General features: G+C 65.3%; 5 protein-coding genes. 3 read left to right on the top strand and 2 right to left on the bottom strand.

The features are described from left to right. Nucleotides 1–272 precede the first annotated feature (272 nt). Nucleotides 273–13,880, top strand: a complete 13,608-nt coding sequence (locus tag ABWO90_RS16595) for a filamentous hemagglutinin family protein (RefSeq protein WP_353192329.1) — start codon at nucleotides 273–275, stop codon at nucleotides 13,878–13,880. Nucleotides 13,881–13,988: 108 nt separating this feature from the next. Here the strand turns inward: ABWO90_RS16595 and acnB are convergent, their stop codons facing one another. Both acnB and ABWO90_RS16585 read right to left on the bottom strand, forming a co-directional pair. After that, nucleotides 13,989–16,574 (bottom strand): bifunctional aconitate hydratase 2/2-methylisocitrate dehydratase, encoded by a 2,586-nt coding sequence (gene acnB, locus ABWO90_RS16590; protein WP_353192328.1) that lies wholly within the window; start codon nucleotides 16,572–16,574, stop codon nucleotides 13,989–13,991. Between the two features lie 229 nt (nucleotides 16,575–16,803). Then, complete coding sequence (locus tag ABWO90_RS16585; protein WP_353192327.1) at nucleotides 16,804–17,346, bottom strand: peptide deformylase; 543 nt, start codon at nucleotides 17,344–17,346, stop codon at nucleotides 16,804–16,806. A 244-nt stretch (nucleotides 17,347–17,590) separates the two neighbouring features. Between ABWO90_RS16585 and ABWO90_RS16580 the strand changes: the two genes are divergently transcribed. Both ABWO90_RS16580 and ABWO90_RS16575 read left to right on the top strand, forming a co-directional pair. Continuing rightward, nucleotides 17,591–18,364, top strand: a complete 774-nt coding sequence (locus ABWO90_RS16580) for an SDR family oxidoreductase (protein ID WP_353192326.1) — start codon at nucleotides 17,591–17,593, stop codon at nucleotides 18,362–18,364. Nucleotides 18,365–18,513: 149 nt separating this feature from the next. After that, nucleotides 18,514–19,419 carry a LysR family transcriptional regulator gene (locus tag ABWO90_RS16575; RefSeq protein WP_353192325.1) on the top strand — a complete coding sequence of 302 codons (906 nt, stop codon included), beginning with the start codon at nucleotides 18,514–18,516 and terminating at the stop codon, nucleotides 19,417–19,419. Nucleotides 19,420–19,683: the final 264 nt, after the last annotated feature.

The raw sequence follows: 19,683 nt of genomic DNA, 5'->3' as shown, positions 1-19,683 counted from the left end.
AAATCGTCTTGCCATGTGTGTCTGCTAAAAAATTTGCGGACTCGCTCCTCCGGGTTCGTCTTAGCTCGTCACGACGTTTCTGCGACACCGAATTGGGTCGTAGTACGCACGAATCTACGGGAATAGCCGAATCACCCCGGGGGGTGGACGCCGCAAGACGGCATCGGCGCAGAATGAGGCGAGAGTTCCAGATGGTCACACGCGGACATACGGGCAAGACGGTTCAGTCACGACTTTCGGCGGCAAGCGCTCAGCGTTTGCGCATTTCGCCAATGACGCGCGCAGTGGCGCTGGTGCTCGCCACAGGCGGCCTCTGGAGTCATGCCCATGCCCAGCAAGCGTTCAGCAGCGCGTGGTTCGCGGCGCGTGGCGCGGCCCAGTCCACGGCAGCGCAAACCGGACGCTTGCCGAACGGCATGCCCGTCACGTCGCTGCAAAACCCGTCCGAACAACAGCAACGCGCGGCGCAGGCGCTGCAGAACTCCGTCGCGAATCTGGCCACGGCCGCGCAAGGCATCGCTGCGATGCAGGCAGCCCAGAATGCCGCACGTCAGGTCGCGGCCGCGTCCGGCGAAACGATTCCGGACGGCCTCGCCGAAGGCGGTCTGAAGGTCGACACCAACAGCCTCACGGCAGGCTGGATCAACGCGAAGAAGGACATTGCGCAGACGCGCGACGCGGCAGGCAACACGCGGGTCGCCATCGAGCAGACCGGTGAGAAGGCGATCCTGAACTGGGAGACCTTCAACGTCGGACGCCGCACGAGCGTGGAATTCGCGCAGCAGCCGGGCTGGGCGGTGCTCAACCGGGTCAACGATCCGCAGGCGCGACCGAGCCAGATCCAGGGGCAGATCAAGGCCGACGGGACGGTGATGATCGTCAACCGCAACGGCATCCAGTTCACGGGGACGGCACAGGTCGACACGCGCAATCTCGTGGCCGCCGCCGTTGGCATGACGAACGATCAATTCAATCAGGGCATCTACGGCACAGCGCTCGCGGGGGGCACGGTGCCGACCTTCGCCAACGATCTGAACGTCACCGGCTCGGGGTTCAGCCACACGGGCGCGACCGGCAGTGTGGTGGTCGATGCGGGCGCGCGCATCAACACGCAGCGTCCGAAGTCTGTCACCGAGGGCGGCGGCTATGTGCTGCTGCTCGGCCGCGAGGCGCATAACCGGGGCACCATCGTCACGCCCTCGGGCCAGACGGTGATCGCCGGGGGCGATGCCTTCGTGATCCGTCGCGGCATGGGCACCGACGGCAATCCGAATTCCAGTACGCGTGGCAACGAGGTCGAAGCCATGCTGCTCGCCGGTTCGACGGCCGGGCGCGTGAGCAACAGCGGTCTGATTCAGGCGGAATTGGGCGACATCACATTGACGGCTCGCAACGTCGAGCAAAGCGGTGTGCTGGTCTCGACCACATCGGTCAACACGCGCGGCACGATTCACCTGACGGCTACCGGCGATGCCAATGCGCTGGTGCATGTCGCACCCGGGGCGGTCAATGCGATCGTGCTCGACACGTCGGGCGATACCGCACTCGACGTTCAGCGCGCGACGTTGATGGCCGACGCGGCGAAGGTCGCCGAGTCGGGCTTGTACAACCGTCGCGATCAATCGCTGGTGCAGCTCGTCTCGTCCGGCGATGTCCTGCTCGACAGCGACACGCTCACGCTCGCCACGGGCGGGCAGATCAATGTGGCGGCCACGCGTCGCATGCTGGCGATGGCGCGTGCGAAGCTCGACGTGTCGGGCGCCGTCGGCGTGCAGGTCTCGATGGCATCGAACAATCTCGAGATCAGCGTGCAGGGCAACGAACAACGCGACGCGCCGGTCAACCGCGACTCGGCGTTGCTCAACAACCAGACGCTGTACATCGATCGTCGCTATCTGGTGCGCGTGCCGGCAGGCACGCAGGGCTTCTCCACCGATCGTTGGTACACGTCGGGCGGCTTGCTGGAAGTGAGCGGCTATCTGAACACGGCGAAGCACGGCATCGGCGAATGGGCCGCACAGGGCGGCACGGTCCAGTTGGGCGGGGCGGAGGTCGTCACGCGTGCCGGTTCGCTCATCAACCTAGCGGGCGGCACGCTAGACGTGCAGACAGGCATGATCCGGCAGAGCTGGCTGCGCGCAAACGACGGCTCGCTCTATCGTGCCGACAACGCGCCGGGCGACTTGCGCTATCTCGGCGTGTATCGCGGCTTCGAAGTCGCGCACGCGCGCTGGGGCAAGAACACTACCGAGACCTACGCCTCGCTGTTCATCGCGCCGGGTCAACGGCTGGAGAACGGCTACACCGTGGGGCGCGACGCCGGGCGACTCATCATCTCGGGGCAGTCTGCCGTGCTCGAGGGGGATGTGGACACCACGGTCTATCAAGGCCCGCGTCAGAGTCAGGCGGCCGACCGGGGGCTGTACGACGGCTACCTGCAATCCCAACTCGCCGCCCCGCGTGGCGGGCAGTTGATCGTCGGCAAGCTCACGCCGTACTACGACGACACCACGCTCGCGCTGCGCGACAGTCCGGGGGCGATGGTGCGTGCCATCGACATCGGCGACGTGCAGGCGCTGGCGGCGTCGATTGCGCTCGGCACACCGCTCGATGCTGCGCGCGCCGGAAAGATCTCGCTCGACGCCGGTTGGCTCAATCGTCAGAACTTCGGCGGTGCGAAGCTGTTCGCCACCGAAGACGTGAATGTCACGCGCGATCTGCGCGTGGCCGACGGTGGGGAGATCGGCCTGCACGCCACGCGCGTCAATATCGCGGCCAATGTCACGGCACGCGGCGGTGCGATTACCGCGGGCAACATCCTGCGCCGCGTGAACGAGAGCCAGGGCGGCAATCCATGGCAGGACCTCCCGATCGTCGATACCGCGCGTGTTGCCGGTGACCAGTACGTGAAGGTGGCCAACGGTGCGGCGCTCGATGTGCGCGGCCTGTGGTATCGCGCCGACGACGGCGAACCGGGCATTCACGGCATGCCGTATGCCGACGGCGGCACGGTCATGCTCTCCAGCACGGGCGACATCCTGCTGTCGAAGGGCAGCGTCATCGATGCCTCGTCGGGCGCGGGAATGCTCTCGAACGGTACGGTGCGCGGCGGCAAGGGGGGCAGTGTGTCGTTGCTCGCGAGCCAGTACGACACGTCGGGCAGGCGCACCGGTGCCTTGCAGGTCGACGGCGAACTGCGCGCGTTCGGCGTGAACGGCGGCGGTACGCTCAAGCTCGACACGGGCAACGGCATCATCATCGGCGCGCCCGGGCTGAACAAGGACGGTTGGCTTCAGACCGGCGAATCGTCGCCGGTTGCGCTCACGCTGTTGCAGGACTACACCATCAAAGCCGGGACCGTCATGTCGGTCGACTTTGTGCAGACCGTCTCGACCGTGCGCGGCGGCGATGTACTGAAGACGCAACCGCTCTTCACCACGGCGACACCGGGCGCGCTGTCGTCGCCGTGGACCGTGCCCGCAGGCGCGAACGGCACGACCTACACGGTGTATGACCAGTCGGGCAACGCATTCCGGTCGGGCGATGTCGTACCGATCGATCGAAAGATCGTGCGCGCGGACGGGCTGATCGCCAGTGGCTACATCGTGCCCGCCAACGTGTTCCCCAACGGTTTGCCGATCGTGGCCTACGACATCGTGGCGAAGGCCGGGCAGGCGCTGCCGGCCGACGTGCGTCTGCAGACAGGGGCGACGATTCCTGCGGGGCTCACGCTGGCCGACGCAGTCCGTGTCGCGTCGCCGACATCCCTGCGAACCGATCTCTTCTCCACAGGCTTTTCGCGGTACGACGTCACGGGGCAACTGGGTGCGGTCGTTGCCGACAACGCCCGGCTCGAAGTCACGATGCCGGTCCTCTACGTCGACCTGCAGGCGGCCCGCACGGCGGTGAGTGGCACCGACCCGGCGCGACTCATGTCGGTCTGGTTGCCGCCGACATGGCAGAGCGACCCTGTCAAGGGCACCGTGTCGCAACGTGGCGGCGCCGATATCTCGCTGACGGCGGGCGCGCCATTCAAGCGCGGCGATCTTCGTCTCGGGAACGGTTCGGACATCACGGTAGATGCGGGGCGCAGCATCACGCTTACCGGTAACCGTCAGATGACGCTGCTGGGTGGTTTGCATGCAGCGTCCGGCACGATCAGCGTGCTGCCGGGGGGCTTCACGACCGAGGACGGCGATGTGCCGGAAGGGCGCCTCACACCGACCTCGATGTGGATCGGCGAGCAGGCCATGCTCGACGTGTCGGCGCGGCCGTTCGTGGCGGCGTCGGCCTCGGGCTTGCTGACCGGCAAGATCGCGGGCGGCGGCACGATTCAGATCGGTGCGAAGTATGTGCCGGAGGCGGCGAAGACGGTGGGTGCCGACGCGTTTGTCGTGGTGCGTCCGGGCGCGAAGCTCGATGCGTCGGGCACGTCGGGCGACATCGATGTGGCGGGGCAGGGGCGCACGCATGTCGCGAGCAACGGCGGTGTGATTTCGCTCGCCTCCGGACGCGGTCTTTATCTCGACGGCGACATGAAGGCCGAAGCCGGTGGCGCGGGTGCGGCGGGCGGCACGCTCAATGTGGTGATGGATACGCCGATCTACGGGCGGGTCGATCGCTCGACGCTCAAGGGCGCCAACGTCGACGATGCGGTGCGCGTGGCGCGCGAGCTGATCGTGGCGCAGATGCAAGGCGCGAGCCAGTTGTCCGGCGATTTGCTGCCGGGGCAGATGGGGGACCCCGCCAATGGCGGGCTCGTGCTGGGCAATGCGCGCATCGGTGTCGATCGCATCAAGGCGGGCGGCTTCGACAACCTCGGGCTGACGGCTAACGGCATGCTCGACTTCGAGGGCGACGTGAGCCTGTCGATGGGCCAGAGCCTGCGAGTGGCGGCGAGTTCGCTGGGTCTTGCGACGGGCGCACCGGTAACGACACATGTGAAGCTCTCGGCGCCGCAGGTGCAACTGCTCCCCGCCGGCGGCGGTCAGGACGACAACTTCCTGCTGCCGAACCCGGTGAATGGCTCGAAGAACTCGGGCCGGGGCCAGGGGCAACTCGGTTTCCCGCAGATCGCGCAAGACGCGCGCTTCGAGATCGATGCCGCGTTGCTCGACCTGACGGGCGTTGTGCAATTCGGTACGGCGGGCACCATCGAGACGAACAGCGGCGCGCCGGTCCGCGTGGAGCGACGGGCGTTCGGTGACGTGGCGCTTCGCAGCACGGGCGACATGCGTCTGCTCGGCCGCCAGGAGCTTTACGTGCCCGGCGATCTGACGCTGGCCGCGGCGCAGATTTATCCGGCGGCGAACGCGAGCGGCAAGTTCGTGGTGGGGCAATACCAGGCAGCGAGCGGCTACACCCAACTCGATCCGAAACGGAAGCTGAGCATCGAACGCGTGGGTGATGCGTTGCCCGCGCAGCCGTACTCGTTGTTCGGCAGCCTCACGCTCGTTGCGCCGACGATCATGCAAGGTGGGGTACTGCGTGCCCCGATGGGCACCATCACGATCGGCGGTGTGCTGGATTCCGAACTCGTCGGCGTGCTGCATCTGCTGCCCGGCAGCGTAACGTCGGTCAGTGCCAACGGGCTCGCGATGCCTTACGGCGGATCGCTTGACGGTCTGAGCTACATGTACGGGGGGAATGACGCGCCGACGTCCTGGGCCGGCGGTGGTCCGTCGGTGGTGGTGAACAGTCATTCGGTCGGCGTGGACAAGGGCGCGATCATCGACCTGTCGGGCGGCGGCGAGATTCGCGGTGCGGCTTTCCTGGTGGGGCGCGGCGGGTCGGTCGATGCACGTCTGTCGCCGCTCATGCAGGTGGTGCAGACGGGTAACAAGGCGAGCTTCCGCTTGCCGAGCCTGTCGACCAATCCCGTCTATGCGATCGTGCCCGGCGCGCAGCCGGCGTACGCGCCGGTGCTTGGCGAGAATGGCGCGGGCGCCCCGCTCGCGGGCCAGCAGATCACCGTCGGCGCGGGCGTGCCCGGATTGCCGCCGGGCACCTACACGTTGCTGCCGTCGACATTCGCCCTGATGCCCGGCGCGTTCCGTGTCGAATTGCAAACGCAAGCCGGTGTGGATGCGTCGCTTGGCCCGGTCGCGATGCGCAATGGTTCGCTCAACACCTCGGTGACCCTGAGTGTGAGCAACACCGGTATCCGCAATGCCGTTCCGACGCAGGCGGTGCTGACGCCCGCAGACGTCTTGCGCACCTATTCGCAATACAACGAAATGCGCTATGCGGACTTCGCCCGCGCCAGCGCAACGCGCGATGGCGTGTCGCGCAGGCTCATCGAAGCGGATGCAAAGCGTCTCGATCTGAATTTCATATCGGACCAGCAGACGGGGAAGATTGGCAACGCCCCGGCGTTTCGCTTCGAAGGATCGCTTGCCGGGAATGCCGCGCCGGGCGGTTACGGCAGCAGTCTGCTGGTGTCGGCGTCCGGCAATCGTCTGGAGATTATCGGGCCCCAAGCTACGCCGACGGCAGGCCAGCGCGATCTCGTGTCGCTGTACGCCACGGATCTGAACGCCATTGGTGCCGCCCGCGTCGGGATCGGCGGCCTGCCCGAGGTCACCGGCAGTACATCGGGCTCGCTGGTCGACGGACTGAAGGCCGGCCTGCGCAGCCGGCTCACGGAAGTGGTGCTGCGCGGCGGTGCCATGCTCCGTGCGAGCGACGTGTTCATCTCGACAGCATCGCCGGCGGGCGGGATTCGCATCGAGCAAGGCAGCGGTATCAATACGCTTGGCTACGGCAAGTCGATGTGGGACTCCACCCTCGGGTATGTCTTCGTGCCGGGGGCGAGAAGTGTCCTGGCCGTCTCAAACGGCCGATTGACGCTGATGGCGCCCGACATCGGTAGCGCGACGGATGGCGCCGGGGCCATTGACCTCGGAGTGTGCGCGCCCGGTGCCGCCTGCACGGGCGAAACGCTGCTGCTCTCCGAAGGCAGCATTGCGGTGTCGACAGACAAGCGATTCACGATCACCGACACCGTGCGCTATGGCACGCGTCAGTTGTCGCTGTCCGTGGGCCGTGTGAATGTGGGCAATCAGGCCTCGCTCGATGGACTGGCCGCAGCAGGACGCCTCGCCGACGGGCTGGCACTGAATCAATCGGTACTCAGCCGCTTGCTGAACGGCGACACGACCTATGGCGCGCCGGCGCTCGAGAGTTTGTCTTTGGTCGCCCGCGATTCGATCAACTTCTTCGATTCGGTGGAACTCTCGACCATCGATGCCGCGACCGGCAAGTCGCGGATCGACACGCTCGTGCTCGGCACACCGGCGATCTTCGGCTACGGCGCGAGCGATGCGCTGGCACGTATTCGTACCGATCGCCTCGTGTGGAGCGGTTCGATGTATCCGGCAGGCGCGGTGACCGCCGGTGGCGCTGGCACGGGTAGCGGACAGTTTGTCGTCGATGCCAAGGAGATCCTGCTCGGCTTCGGGCCCGCCACGCAGGTCGACTCCAATCACGACATGAATCGCCTGGCGCTTGGTTTCTCTACCGTGCGACTGAACGCCAGCGAGCGCATGAGCGCCAACTACAAGGGCGGCTTGTCCGTCTACCGGTCGCAGGACGGCTGGAACGCGCAGAAGCAGGACTACGACTACAGCGGCGGCGATATCGTCATCAATACGCCGTTGCTTACGGGGGCCGCAGGTTCGACGATCCGGTACGCGGCAGGCAACAATCTCTCGGTGACGAGTGCCGGCGCCAAACCGGTGTTGAGCAACGCCGACCTCGTCGGCAGTCTCGGCGCAGAGGTCAGTCTGAAAGCGGGCGGTATGGCGAGCGTCGACACGAACGTGTTGCTGCCGAGCGGACGACTCAGCGTGGCCGCACAGGGCGACGTGGTACTCGGTGACAACGCGCAACTGGATCTGGCCGGACGCAAGCTCGACTTCTTCGATGTGAGCAAGTACAGCTGGGGCGGCGACGTGATCGTCTCCAGTACGGACGGCAATGTGCGTCAGGCCGGCGGATCGCGCATCGATCTGTCGGCGATGGAGAATCGTGCGGGCAAGCTGACGGTGACGGCACTGGGGGCGTCGGGCGGCAACGTGTCGTTGCTGGGCAAGCTGCTGGGCGGTGCCAGCGGGAAGTACGACGCCGGCGGCACGTGGGTACCGTTTGCGGCGGGTGGCATGGACGTGCGGGCGCAAAGCGTCGACGACTTCGCGGCACTCAATGCACGCCTGAACGAGGGCGGTGTCTTTGGCAGCCGCAGTTTCCAGATCAAGCGTGGCGATCTCGTCATCGGCGACGAACTCAAGGCGCGTGAGATCACGCTGTCGGTCGACGGCGGACGTCTCGACGTGCTGGGCCGGGTGGACGCCAGCGGCGATCAGGCGGGCACGATCCGGCTGTCGGCGCGTGATGGCGTTGGCGTGGGCGGCAACGCCGTGCTCGACGCGCACGGCAAGGTGGCGCGCCGTGACAGCTATGGGCAAATCATCGAAGCGGCGAATCGCGCCGTTATCGAGATCAACGGTAATGACGGGCGCGTGGTGCTCGCCGACGGTGCGCGTCTCGATGTGCGCGGCGGCACGAACGGTACGCCGCTCAATGTCGGCACCGTCGAGATCAACGCTCGCCGCCTGGGCGGTGCAACGGGTAACGACATCGCCATCGACGCGGGCGGTAATGTCGTGATCGACGGTGCTCGCGCGATTACCGTCAACGGCATGCACCGCGACCCGAATGCGCCGGTCGGCACGGATACGGCAGTGGACGGCCGTCCGTACCAGATCGTCAATCAGGCGTACCTGGATACGCTGCACGGCCAGAACGAGACCTTCATGACGAACGCGCTGGCCAACGGCGATTTGCTCGCCCGGCTTGCGGGGCTGCGTCGTTACACGGATGCGTTCCACGTACGTCCCGGTGTCGAGATCGTCAGCAAGACGCCGGACGGCGACATTCATCTCGACGGCGACATCGACATGTCGCGCTATCGCTATGCGAGTCTCAACCCTCACACACAGAAGACCGGCGTGTACGGCAGCGGCGAGGCCGGTGCGCTGACGATCCGCGCGGGCGGCAATCTGAACGTGTTCGGCAGTCTGAGCGACGGATTCGACACGACGAAGCTCACGCCGGGTTCCGACAATCGGGGATGGGTGCTCACGAGCGGCGTCGCGGGGTGGGGCAACGACGCGGTCGTGCCTGTCGGCGGGCTCGTCACGCTTGCAAGCGGTACCTCGTTCGTGGCCGGTCGCAAGCTCAACTTCGACGCACCCGTACAGGGCGCGACACTGCCTGCGGGGGTGCGTCTGCCGGCGCGCGTCACGCTCGCGGGCGACCTGACGTTGCCCGCAGGCACGGTGCTGGGCGGCGCGGTGCGCGACGCGTCCGGCAACGTGATTCATGCGGCGGGCGCGGTGCTGTCGTCGGCGCTCACGCTGCACAGCGGCACGCAACTCGACGCGGGCGTCGTGCTTCCTGCCGCCGCGGCCGTTGGCGCGATGACCTGGCCGGCGGGCGCGGTGTTGCCGGTGAATCTGGTGCTCGCGAGCAATCTGGCGTTGCGCAAGGGCGCGATCATTCCGGCCGAAACCGACGTGAAGCTGCCGGGCGGTGCGAAGTCCGTCAATCTGCGTCCGGCGGATGCCGACGGTGTGCAGGGCAGCGTGCTGGCGCTTGCACCGATGCTCGCGCCGGGCTCGGCATCGTGGTCGCTGCGGCTCGTGGCCGGCGCCGACACGGCTGCGGCCGATCCGCGCGCACTTCGACCCGATGGTGCCAACGGGCATCTGGTGCTCTCGGATACGCACTACGGCATGGGCGAAGAGCGACTGCGGATTCCGGGCACGGGGTCGTTGGGCGTGATTCGCTGGGGCGCCGATGCCGAGTTGTACGGGAGCATTCCGGGGGAGATCGTGACGGAGTTCGAGGCGGAAATGTACGGCCTGACGGTCGATTCCGATATCGACATGTACAACACGGACGGATACGACATCTTCCGTCTGGTGACGCCGGGTAGCCCGCCGCAATATCAGGTCAACATTTTGCCGGTGCGCGAAACATTGTTCAGCGTGCTGCGCACGGGCACCGGCGACCTCGACATGCTCGCGGCGGGTAACTTCACGATGAACTCGCCGTTCGGTGTCTATACGGCCGGTACGCAGGCGCGCGATGTGACGAGCGCCTACAACCTGGCCCGTTCCAAGGTGAAAGGCGCCAACGTGCTCGGCGCCGAGGGTGGCACGTTCGAGAAGTATGTCGATGGCGGAGCGCAGAGCCTTTACGCCGCGTGGTACCCGGAGCACGGCGGCAATCTGTTTGTTCGCGCCGGCGGGGATATCCGTGGCGATACCGTGTCCGAGGGGGCGGGATTCCGTCGTACGACGAGTTTCGGTACGCCGCGCGACGCGGCCGACATGTCGAACGTCGGCAACTGGATCTGGCGTCAGGGTTCCGGCTCGGCGATTGCCGATGGCGGCGTGCCGGGGGCCTGGTGGATCAATTTCGGGTCGTACACCGCGGGACCGACGGAAGGCTACAACGCGTTTGCGACGACGCCGTATCTGGTTGGCTTCACGGGGCTGGGTACGCTTGGCGGCGGCAATGTCGTGGTCGAGGCCGGCGGCAACGCCGGCATGCTCGAATCGCGCATGGGCCCGGGCAATTCCGACGCCACGAAAGTGTTTGCCCGCAGTCAGGGGGTGAATGTTGCGGTGGGCAGCACGGGCCGTGTGTCGGCAGACGGCTCGCAGATTCTGCTGACCGGTGGCGGCGATCTCGACATCCGTATCGGCGGCGGACTCAACCCCGTGCGTGAAATTCGGGGGGTGGCGCCGACCAACAGCCTGATCACCGACGCCACCGCGTGGCGCAACGCGAGTCTCTCGTTGTACGGCACCTTTACGAACCTGCGCGGCGCCACGCGTGTCGAGGCGGGCGCATTAGGGGGCGTAGACGTGAAGGGCGGTGGTCAGGATCTGCGCGATTCGCGCGCCGGTGATCCGTTCGGCATCATGTCGGGGACGGCCTCGGGCGGCCCGACGCTCGTGCTCGGCGATTCGACGGCGCGCGTCGAGGCGCGTGGGGATCTGGTCATCGGCGGGTATGGCGATGCCACGCGCACCAAGCTGCGCACCAATGGCACGCCGTTCAGCGTGGCCGGTGTGGATTACAGCGGTGAAGGCTTCAGCTGGTTTACGCTGTGGACGCCGTCGACGGCGATCGATCTCACCAGCGCGGGCGGCAATGTGGCGCCCCTCACCGCGATCGCATCCGCCGCGCGCGACGGTGCGAACTATTCCCCGACCGACGGGCGCTTCGTGTTGCCCGCCACACTGCGTGTGACGGCGGCAGCGGGCAATATCCTGAACGGCTCGTCGGCCACCGATAGTTACGACAGCACTGGCGCGAAAGCGAAAGCCGACACACCGATGCTGATGGCGCCTGAGCCTGTCAGCACGTTGTTCAAGGTTGCGAGCGATGGCGGTGCGCTCGAGATGCTCGCCGGCCGGTCGATGTTCGGCGGTGGCTTCCCGATGAGCCGCTCGGCGGCGGACCCGACGGCGTTGCCGACGCCGCAGTCGCCAGCGTTTGCGGGCGGCACGGTCAACATCCCGGGCAATCGTTCCTATCTGACCAACGTGCGACGCGACGCGCTCGCGCCGGATCTCTTCTACTACTACGGTCCGTCGGGCGCCACCACTTTCCCGATGTTCAGCCTGACACCCGCGACCGTCTCGGGATACGACGTCGGCTACGTGTCACCCGCGCGCTTCTACGCGGTCACGGGCGACATCGTTGGCTTGCAGACCGGGGGCATCAACTACCGGGGCACGGTGGCAGGCGCGCAGACGGGACGCTTGCCGACGTGGTACGAGGGCAATGGCGCGGTGGCGATTCGCGCCGGACGCGATATCGTCGGTGCCGGAACGCCGCTCGGCACCTACCTGATCTCCAACAACGATTTCGCCGGGTGGTCGCTGACGCCGGATCCGTTCGATCCGGTCAACAAGCCGGGCAAGCCGGAGAGACAGACGGGCGTTATCACGCAGGGCAATCTGATCGTTCACAACCGTGCCGACGACGTCTCGGTGGTCTCGGCGGGACGCGACATCCGGTACAGCACGTTCTACGTGGCGGGGCCCGGGGCGCTCGAGGTGACGGCCGGGCGCGACGTGTTCATGGGCGACAAGGCGGAGCTGCGCAGCCTCGGTGCGCTCGTCAACGTCAGACCGGGCGACCGGAGCAACGGTGCGGCGATTGCGGTCGCGGCGGGCGTCGGCCCGAAGGGGCTCGATGGCGTCGACTTCAAGGCGTTCGCTGCGCGCTACCTCGACACCGCCAATCTGGCGGATGGCGGGCGGCCGCTCGCAGATCAGCCGGGCAAGGCCGTAGTCGTCTATGGCGGCGCGCTGACGCTCGAGGGATGGTTGAATCACGAGTTCGGCTACACGGGTGACGCAGCGGGTGCCGACGCGTTCCTGGCGAGCAAGCAGGCAGAACTCAACGCCGCCAGTCTGGCGGCTGGGACGGCGGGTGGCGCGGCCAAGCGCGATTTGCGCAACGAATACGCGCAGCAAAGCCAGTTGTACCTGGTGAACTGGCTGACTACGCGCTACGGAGGACGCAACAACGCGGGACTGCACTTCGATGCGGCATCGTCAGACGCGCGTCAGTTCTTCGATGCGCTGCCGCCGGAGCAACAGCGCGTGTATCTGCGCGACGTCTACTTCGCCGAGCTGCGGGCGTCGGGACGCGAGTACAACGATGCTGCCGGTCCGCGCGCGGGAAGCTACGTGCGCGGACGCGAAGCCATCGCCACGCTGTTCCCGACGCAGGACGCGTCCGGCACGCCGCTCAAGTACGACGGCAGCCTCACGATGTACAGCAGTGCGATGTATTACCTGCAGAACATTAACCGCGAGTCGACGGTGCGCCCGCTGCCCGGGGTGAACTATCTGACGAAGGAACAATGGATCGCGCGCGGCAGCCCGGCCTATGACGTACCGCATTACGAAGTCCAGGATGCCGGTATTCACACGGACTTCGGCGGCGGCATCAGCATCCTTACGCCTGGTGGGCGCACGCTCGTGGGCGTGGACGGCGGGTTCGTGCCGGGCGAAGGCTCCGGTGTGCTGACGCAGGGGCGTGGCAACGTCGATCTGTACTCGCGCGACAGTATCCTGCTGGGGCAAAGCCGTATCTTCACGACCTTCGGCGGCAATGTGCTGGCATGGTCGGCGCAGGGGGACATCAACGCCGGGCGGGGCTCGAAGTCGACCGTGGTCTACACGCCGCAGCGTCGCGTGTACGACGATCTGGGCCTGGTATCGCTTTCGCCGAGCACGCCGAACACCGGGGCGGGCATCGCCACACTCAATCCGATTGCGGAGGTGCCGCCGGGCGATATCGATCTGATCGCGCCGCTGGGCACGATCGACGCCGGCGAGGCGGGGATTCGCGTGTCCGGTAACGTCAACATTGCGGCGCTGCACGTGTTGAACGCCGACAACATTCAGGTGCAAGGCAAGTCGGTGGGTATTCCGACCATCGCCGCGGTGAACGTCGGGGCGCTGACGAACGCCAGTGCCACGGCGGCGCAAGCGGCTGCGGCGGCACAGGACGCCGTGTCGCGCGACCGGGCCGGCCAGCGCGCAGGGCAGTCGTCGATCTTCACGATTCGCATGCTCGGCGCGTCGGCAGACGGTGGCCATGGTGCGGCAGACGGGAAACCTTCCGCTGCGAACGGGGACGCTGGACGCTACGGCTCGGGGTATCGCTACGACGCCGCGAGTCCGGTGCAGATTCTGGGCATGGGCGGCAACGTCGACCCGAAACTGTGGAGCAGCCTGAGCGACGCAGAGCGCAAGCGGATGCAGGGGCCGGTGGGGCAGGGGCACTGACGCCGGGTCATTGGCGGATGTAAAAAAGCGCCGCGAACGAATCGTTCGCGGCGCTTTTCATTTCGCGGGTGGACGGCGCAAACCTCGCGCCGTCAGCCCACTGCACACTTACATCTGCACCGTGTCGGCGACTTCCTTGAAGTCTTCGATCTGGTCGAAGTTCATGTACTTGTAGATCTTGTCGCCATTGCTGGCGAGCACACCCATGTCGGCCATGTACTCTTCCTTGGTCGGGATCTTGCCCAGACGCGAGCAGATCGCTGCCAGTTCGGCCGAGCCAAGGTACACGTTCGTGTTCTTGCCCAGACGGTTCGGGAAGTTACGGGTCGACGTCGACATGACCGTGGCGCCTTCGCGCACTTGTGCCTGGTTACCCATGCACAGCGAGCAACCCGGCATTTCCGTACGGGCACCGGCCGTGCCGAACACGCCGTAGTGACCTTCTTCCGTCAGTTGCTTCTGGTCCATCTTGGTCGGCGGGGCAACCCACAGCTTGACCGGAATGTCTCGCTTGCCTTCGAGCAGCTTCGACGCGGCACGGAAGTGACCGATGTTGGTCATGCACGAACCGATGAACACTTCGTCGATGGTGGCGCCGGCAACGTCGGACAGCGTCTTCACGTCGTCCGGGTCGTTCGGGCAGGCGACGATCGGCTCATGGATGTCGGCCAGATCGATTTCGATGACGGCAGCGTATTCGGCGTCGGCATCCGGCGAGAGCAGCTTCGGATCGGCCAGCCACTGTTCCATGGCCGTGATACGGCGTTGGAGGCTGCGCGGGTCCTGGTAGCCCTGGGCGATCATCCACTTGAGCAGCGTAACGTTGCTGTTCAGGTATTCGATGATCGGTTCCTTGTTCAGGTGCACCGTGCAACCGGCGGCCGAACGTTCTGCCGAGGCGTCCGACAGTTCGAACGCTTGCTCGACCTTCAGATCGGGCAGGCCTTCGATTTCGAGGATACGGCCCGAGAAGATGTTCTTCTTGCCTTGCTTGGCGACCGTCAGCATGTCTTGCTTGATGGCATACAGCGGGATGGCGTTGACGAGGTCACGCAGCGTGACGCCCGGCTGCATCTTGCCCTTGAAGCGCACGAGCACCGATTCCGGCATGTCCAGCGGCATCGTGCCGGTGGCGGCCGCGAAGGCGACCAGACCCGAGCCTGCCGGGAAGCTGATGCCGATCGGGAAACGCGTGTGCGAGTCGCCGCCGGTGCCCACGGTGTCGGGCAGCAGCATGCGGTTGAGCCACGAGTGGATCACGCCGTCGCCCGGACGCAGCGAGACGCCGCCGCGGGTGCTGATGAATTCGGGCAGCGTGTGGTGCGTCTTGACGTCCACGGGCTTCGGGTAGGCGGCGGTGTGGCAGAACGACTGCATCACCAGGTCGGCCGAGAAGCCCAGGCAGGCCAGGTCCTTCAGCTCGTCGCGGGTCATCGGGCCGGTGGTGTCCTGCGAGCCGACCGAGGTCATCTTCGGTTCGCAGTAGGTGCCCGGGCGCATGCCCTGGCCTTCCGGCAGGCCACAGGCGCGGCCGACCATCTTCTGCGCCAGCGAGAAGCCCTTGCCGGTATCCGGCGGGTCCATCGGCAGGCGGAACAGATCGGTCGGGGCCAGGCCCAGCGCTTCACGCGCCTTGGCGGTCAGGCCGCGGCCGATGATCAGCGGAATGCGGCCGCCGGCGCGCACTTCGTCGAACAGCACGTCGGACTTGACCTGGAACTCGGCGATCACTTCGCCGTTCTTGATGGCCTTGCCTTCGTACGGACGCAGTTCGACCACGTCGCCCATTTCCATCTTCGAGACATCGAGTTCGATCGGCAGGGCGCCGGCGTCTTCCATCGTGTTGTAGAAGATCGGAGCAATCTTGCTGCCCAGGCACACGCCGCCGAAGCGCTTGTTCGGGATGAACGGGATGTCTTCGCCCGTGAACCACAGCACCGAGTTGGTGGCCGACTTGCGCGAGGAGCCCGTGCCGACGACGTCGCCCACGTAGGCGACGAGGTGACCCTTTTCCTTGAGCGATTCGATGAACTTGATCGGGCCGCGCTTGCCGTCTTCTTCCGGGGTGATACCCGGGCGAGCGTTCTTGAGCATCGCCAGGGCGTGCATCGGGATGTCCGGGCGGGTCGTGGCGTCCGGCGCCGGCGACAGGTCGTCGGTGTTGGTTTCGCCCGTGACCTTGAAGACCGTGATGGTCAGGCTTTCCGGCACTTCCGGACGGCTCGTGAACCATTCGGCGTCGGCCCAGCTCTTGAGCACGGCTTGTGCGTTGGCGTTGCCCTTGTCGGCCAGTTCCTTGACGTCATGGAACTGATCGAACATCAGCAGGGTTTTCTTCAGCGCGTCGGCAGCGACGGCGCCGACTTCGGCGTCGCCGAGCAGTTCGATGAGCGGCTGGATGTTGTAACCACCCAGCATCGTGCCGAGCAGTTCGGTCGCACGGGCGCGCGAGATCAGGGCGCAGGCGGTTTCACCCTTGGCAACGGCGGCCAGGAAACCGGCCTTCACACGGGCGGCTTCATCCACACCGGCGGGGACGCGGTTGGTGATGAGGTCGACCAGCGTTTGTGCTTCGCCGGCGGGCGGATTGGTCAACAGCTCGACCAGTTCAGCGGTCTGCTGCGCCGTCAGCGGCAGGGGAGGAATACCAAGCGCGGCGCGGGCGGCCACGTGAGCACGATAGTTTTCGAGCATGAGAAGACCTGCTGGTGGTGCGTTTCGGGGGAGGGGGTTAGACCTCCAAGGCTTTTTCCAGTACTGCTTTTGCCCCCGATTTTAGTCCCTATGGCAGGCAAGGTCAAATGTCTTATGTCTTATATAAGAGTTGGCGCGACAAGCCGACGCCAATTCGGCGGGGAACGGCGGCGATGGCCGTGTCGGGCAAGGGCCGGTGGCGCCGTCGTAGTGACGGGGCGTGAACGTCTCAGGGCTGAGGGAAGTAATCGACTTCGCGGGCAAATGCCGGGCGATTCGTTTCAAAAACGCTGCGATGAACGAACGCGTTTTCGCCGACGGCGCGATCGAACGACAATTTTCCGTCGAGGTGGTCGATTTCGTGCTGCATCAGCTCGGATTCCGCGCGCCCGAGGGCTTCCTTGAGATGAGGCTTGCCCGTCATGTCGGTAAAGCGCACGGAGATGGAGGCATGGCGTTCCACGCGTACCAGCATTTCGGGGAAGCACATGCAGTCATCCCAAAGCGTCATGCGTTCGTCGCTGGTCCAGACGATTTCCGGATTGACGATCACTTCGGGCCATCCCGGCATGGCGAGTCCGATCATGCGTTTGGCGATGCTGATCTGCGGGGCGGCGATGGCGCGGCCGAAGCCGTGTTCCGCCCGGAAGGCCCGAATGGCCTCGCCGAGTGCGGCGGCTTCTTGCACGACGACGGGGTCGGCAAGGTCCGTGACTTCCACGGCGATCTCGCGCAGCGCCGGTGAGCCAACGCGCAGGATGCTGACGGTCATGTGGGGTGCTCTCCAGGGCATCGATGAACGGCGAATGTCACGATTCTAAGCAATTCGTGGACGGTGCGAGTGCCTCGCGAGTCGCGCCGATGCAGGTGTCTGATTGTCCGTTCGTCACGTTGAGCGGAGACGATGTGAACGGAATTAGCACGATTCCCTGGATTATCTATCCAGATTTCGGTCGTTTATGCGAAAGCGTGTCGTGTCTACATTGGAGGCTCCCTCGTTCAGAAAGGAGCACTTCATGGCAGACCACTCCATTAAAGGCAAGGTCGTAGTGATCGCTGGCGGCGCCAAGAATCTCGGCGGACTCATTGCGCGTGATCTGGCGCGGCAGGGTGCCAGGGCGATTGCGATCCACTACAACAGTGCCGCCAGCAAAGCCGCTGCCGATGCCACGGTAGCAGCCCTCGAGGCGTTAGGCACCAAGGCCGTCGCGTTTCAGGCGGATCTGACTGGCGCAGCGGCGGTTGAAAAGCTGTTCTCGGACACCGTCGACGCCATCGGACGCCCCGATATCGCGATCAATACGGTTGGCAAGGTGTTGAAGAAGCCGCTCGTGGAGATCAGTGAAGCCGAATATGACGAGATGAGTGCCGTCAATGCGAAGACGGCGTTTTTCTTCTTGAAGGAAGCGGGCAAGCATGTCAACGACAACGGCAAGATCGTGACGTTGGTGACGTCGTTGCTCGGGGCGTTCACGCCGTTCTACGCGTCCTATGCGGGCACGAAGGCGCCGGTCGAGCACTTCACCCGCGCGGCGGCCAAGGAGTTTGGCGCGCGCGGCATTTCGGTCACGGCGGTCGGCCCGGGCCCGATGGACACCCCGTTCTTTTATCCGGCGGAGGGCGCAGATGCCGTTGAGTATCACAAGACGGCTGCCGCGCTGTCACCGTTCAGCAAGACGGGACTGACCGACATCGAGGACGTGGTGCCGTTCATTCGTCACCTGGTGAGCGACGGGTGGTGGATTACCGGTCAGACGATTCTGATCAACGGTGGCTACACGACGAAATGAGCGTTGCGGTACGCGCTCGGGCGTCCGAATCGGCGCTCGGGTGCGCTGCCGGTAAGCGCAAGCCGTCGTCCGCCACGACGGCGGCATTTCCGGGTAATGTCGAAGCGAGGCGAGTGCCGGCCCATTGAACAACGACAGAACAGGCGGACATGGACAGAGTCGACCAGTACCGGATTTTCGTGAAGGTGGCGGAGATGGGGAGCTTCATCAAGGCGGCGCATGCGCTGGAAGTGCCGCGTGCCTCGGTGTCCGCCGCCGTCCAGCAACTTGAGGCGCAGGTGGGCGTGCGCCTGCTCCATCGCACCACGCGCCAGGTCAGTTTGACTGCCGATGGCGAGCAATTGCTCGAACGGGTTCGGACGTTGCTGGCAGACGTGGAAGAGATCGACCTGATGTTTCACGCGAGTCAGCGTCAGGTCTCCGGGCAGCTTCAGATTGATGTCCCCAGCCGTATTGCGCGCCGGTGGATCGCGCCGGCGTTACCGGCGTTGCTGCGACGACATCCGCGATTGCGGCTGCTGCTGAGGTCGAGCGATCGGGCGGTCGATCTTGTGCAGGAGGGGGTGGACTGCGCGGTGCGTTTCGGCACGTTGCGCGACAGCAGTCTGGTCGTGCGTTCGCTGGGCACGATCACCTTGATCAATTGCGCGAGTCCCGACTATCTCAAGGCGTTTGGCGAGCCGGAACGCCCGGACGATCTGTCCGCAGGACACTGGGCGGTGGGGTATGCCTCACCGACGACAGGACGCGAGATGCCCTGGGCGTATCTGGGCGAGGATGGGCGTGAGCAATCGGTCGACGTGCCGAGCCAGGTGGTGACGAATAACGCGGAAGGGTATATCGCTTGTTGTCGCGCCGGTCTCGGCCTGATCCAGATTCCTCGGTTCGACGTGCAATACCTGCTTGATTCAGGCGAGCTGGTGGAAGTCATGCCCGATTACCGCGCGGCCCCGATGCCCGTGTCGCTTTTATATCCCCATCGCCGTCAGCGCTCACGGCGACTGACGGTGTTTCTCGAATGGTTCGAGGAGCTGATGGGCAAGCATCTGGATTGATGAGCTGTTTGGCGGGGGGGCATTAACCAGGCGTGGCTATGGTTTGTGCCGCCAAACCGAGTTCGCGTGTGTTTGAATGCTTTTGGATTTAATCGACCATGCGCCTGCGATATTCGTGATTATTTATCGCGCCATCGTCGTGAATTCATTCTGGATACCAATGATATTTGATATCGTTGCAAATATATAAGTACTTACAAGTTTTATCTGGGACTGTCCTGCGGCAGTTTTCAGTTCGATCAAATCCCGAAAGAGGAGTCCACA

The sequence above is a fragment of the Pandoraea pnomenusa genome, assembly GCF_040391475.1.
In the GTDB taxonomy this organism is placed as follows: domain Bacteria; phylum Pseudomonadota; class Gammaproteobacteria; order Burkholderiales; family Burkholderiaceae; genus Pandoraea; species Pandoraea pnomenusa_C.
The sequence above is the reverse complement of the archived record's forward strand: the minus strand, read 5'-3'. Positions and strand labels throughout refer to the sequence as shown.

What these genes read in the sequence shown, in the direction of transcription:
- ABWO90_RS16595 (WP_353192329.1), top strand. Translation starts at nt 273, where the DNA reads ATGACGCGCGCAGTGGCGCTGGTGCTCGCCACAGGCGGCCTCTGGAGT.
- acnB (WP_353192328.1), bottom strand. Translation starts at nt 16,574, where the DNA reads ATGCTCGAAAACTATCGTGCTCACGTGGCCGCCCGCGCCGCGCTTGGT.
- ABWO90_RS16585 (WP_353192327.1), bottom strand. Translation starts at nt 17,346, where the DNA reads ATGACCGTCAGCATCCTGCGCGTTGGCTCACCGGCGCTGCGCGAGATC.
- ABWO90_RS16580 (WP_353192326.1), top strand. Translation starts at nt 17,591, where the DNA reads ATGGCAGACCACTCCATTAAAGGCAAGGTCGTAGTGATCGCTGGCGGC.
- ABWO90_RS16575 (WP_353192325.1), top strand. Translation starts at nt 18,514, where the DNA reads ATGGACAGAGTCGACCAGTACCGGATTTTCGTGAAGGTGGCGGAGATG.